This window comes from Actinoplanes sp. NPDC051633 (genome assembly GCF_040681735.1).
Lineage (GTDB): Bacteria > Actinomycetota > Actinomycetes > Mycobacteriales > Micromonosporaceae > Actinoplanes.
The window spans coordinates 1-2,581 of the sequence record NZ_JBFAZH010001096.1; the positions used below are offsets into that span (position 1 = coordinate 1).

At 71.1% G+C, this 2,581-nt stretch carries 4 protein-coding genes; all 4 read right to left on the bottom strand.

What is annotated here, in order from left to right:
- Window positions 1-618, bottom strand: a 618-nt coding sequence (locus tag AB0M20_RS37405) for an ABC transporter permease subunit (protein WP_364305516.1), incomplete at its 3' end; no start/stop codon positions are given.
- On the bottom strand, window positions 615-1,373 hold the full coding sequence (locus tag AB0M20_RS37410) for an ABC transporter ATP-binding protein (protein WP_364305517.1): 759 nt from the start codon (window positions 1,371-1,373) through the stop codon (window positions 615-617). The genes AB0M20_RS37410 and AB0M20_RS37405, both read right to left, overlap by 4 nt.
- The gene (locus tag AB0M20_RS37415) at window positions 1,370-2,212 is read right to left on the bottom strand and encodes an ABC transporter permease subunit (RefSeq protein ID WP_364305519.1); all 843 of its coding nucleotides are present in this window, start codon (window positions 2,210-2,212) and stop codon (window positions 1,370-1,372) included. Before AB0M20_RS37415 ends, AB0M20_RS37410 begins: the two co-directional genes overlap by 4 nt.
- The coding region (locus AB0M20_RS37420; protein ID WP_364305520.1) for an LLM class flavin-dependent oxidoreductase at window positions 2,209-2,581 on the bottom strand (373 nt) is incomplete at its 5' end. The genes AB0M20_RS37420 and AB0M20_RS37415, both read right to left, overlap by 4 nt.

A 2,581-nucleotide genomic window follows, 5' to 3' on the forward strand; every position in this document is an offset into this window, starting at 1 on the left:
GGTGATCCGGGCCCCGAGACCGTCCTGCAGCCCGCCGAAATACTCGGCGACGACCGCGGCGATCACGGCCAGCGACGACGCCTGCCGCAGGCCGGTGAAGACGAAGGGCAGCGCGCCGGGCAGGCGCACCTTGCGGGCGAAGGTCCAGGTGGAGGCCGCGTAGCTGGTCATCAGCTCGCGGTGCACCGGGTCGACCTCGCGCAGCCCGCGCAGGGTGTTGATGAAGACCGGGAAGAACACGATGATCGCGGTCACGATGCGGCGCGGGACGCTGCTGGTGGACTCGAACATGTTGTTGAGGATCGGGGCCAGCGCGATGATCGGCAGCGCGTTCAGCACCGCGGCGATCGGCACGCTGACCTCGCTGAGCGTCCGGGACCGGCTGGAGACGAGCGCGGCCAGGACCCCGAGCACCGCGCCGCCGGCCAGGCCGATCAGCGCGTTCAGGCCGCTGGCCAGCGCGGCGTCCCAGACGTTGCCGCGTTGCAGCATCAGCTCGCGCCAGATGGCGGAGGGCGCGGGCAGGATGAACGGCGCGATCCGGCCCAGCGAAACGGTGAGCTCCCAGGCGAGGATCGCGAGCACCCCGACGACGATGGGCGGCAGGACCTTCCTCATCCGCGTAGCGCCTTGCGCACCGCGGTGATCGCGTCGAAGTACGCCGGGGACTGCCGGACCGCCTCGTCGCGGGCCGGCAGGTCGACGTCGATCGCAGCGGTGATCCGGCCCGGCCGCGGCGACATCACCACCACCTTGCGGGAGAGGAAGACCGCTTCGGAGATCGAGTGGGTGACGAACACGACCGCGGCGCCGGTCTGCGCGCAGATCCCGAGCAGCTCGGTCTGCAGCCGCTCGCGGGTCATCTCGTCGAGCGCGCCGAACGGCTCGTCCATCAACAGCAGTGGCGGCGACACGGCGAGCGCCCGGGCGATCGCCACCCGCTGTTGCATGCCGCCGGACAGCTGCGCCGGGTAGTGCCCGGTGAAGTCGCCGAGCCCGACCAGGTCGAGCATCTCCTTGGCGCGGGCCCGCCGTTGCGGACGCGACATGCCGCGCAGTTCCAGCGGCAGCTCGACGTTGCGCAGCACGGTCCGCCACTCGAAGAGGCCGGACTGCTGGAACGCGATGCCGTACTCCTGCTTGCGCCGCGCCTCCCCGGCCGGCATCCCGGCCACGGTCACCGAGCCCGTCGTCGGCGCCAGCAGGTCGGCGATCAGGCGCAGCAAGGTGCTCTTGCCGCACCCGGACGGGCCGATCAGCGAGACGAACTCGCCGTCGCCCACGGTCAGGTCCACCTCGGAGAGCGCGACGACCTCGTCGGCCCGGCCCTGGTTGAAGACCTTGGTCACGTTCTCCACGAACACAGCCGTCATAGCGTCACCACCTCCACACGCCGGCGGTGCCGCATCAGCGGCAGTTCCAGGAGCGACACCAGGCCGGCGACGATCAGGCCGAGGACGGCCGCGCCCAGCATCGCGGTGTAGACCTTCGCGGGGTCGGAGGTGGCCTCGCGCGAGTACTCGATGATGAGCCGGCCGATGCCGCCGCGCGTACCCGTCGAGATCTCCCCCACCACCGCGCCCACGACGGCGGCCGCGCCCGCCAGGCGCAGCGCCGGGAACAGGTAGGGCAGCGACGCCGGCAGGCGGAGCTTGACCAGCGTGCGCCACCAGCCGGCGGCGTAGCTGCGCATCAGCTCGGCGCCGGCCGCGGACGGCGACTGCAGACCCCGCAGCATGCCGACCGCGACCGGGAAGAAGGCCAGGTACGCGGCGATCAGCGCGACCGTCATCCAGGGCGGCATGATCGTGCCGCTCCACCCGGCGATCAGCGGCGCGAGCGCGACGAGCGGCACGGTCTGGGAGAGGATCACGTACGGCAGCAGGCCGCGCTCGACCAGCCGGAACCGCTGCATCGCGATCGCGAGCAGCAGCCCGATGACCGCCCCGGCGAGGAACCCGGCCGCCGTGATGCCGAGCGTGAAGAAGCACGCCGACAGCACCACGAGCCAGATCGCCCGCCCGCCGGTCAGCTCGGGATCGCCGAGCCGGGAGAGCACGGTCCACAGGTGCGGCATGGACAGGTCGTCGGCACGTGGCAGCACCCGCACGCCGAACAGGACCGTCCCCTCCGGGTTGCCGACGGCCTTGTAGCCCTCCCAGAGCACGACGAACACGACGATGCTCAGGACGAAGAAGACCGCTCTTCTCACTGGAACGCCGGAATCACGGAAGAACCGTAGGCCGCCAGCGTCGACTCCTTCGCGTCGTGCTGCAGATAGACCGCGAACTGGTCGACACCGAGCTCGCGCAGATCGGACAGCTTCTTGATGTGATCCTCGACGGGCCCGAGCACGCAGAACCGATCCACGACCTCGTCCGGCACGAACGTGGTGTGCGTGTTGCCGGCCCGGCCGTGCTCGCTGTAGTCGTAGCCCTCGCGGGCCTTGATGTACTCCGTCAACGCCGACGGGACGGCGCCGCCCGACCCGTAACGGGCCACGATGTCGGCGACGTGGTTGCCGACCATCCCGCCGAACCACCGGGTCTGGTCGCGCTGGTGCGCCAGGTCGTCGCCGACG

Coding starts and splice junctions, on each gene's coding strand:
- AB0M20_RS37410 (WP_364305517.1), bottom strand. CDS start 1,373: ATGACGGCTGTGTTCGTGGAGAACGTGACCAAGGTCTTCAACCAGGGC.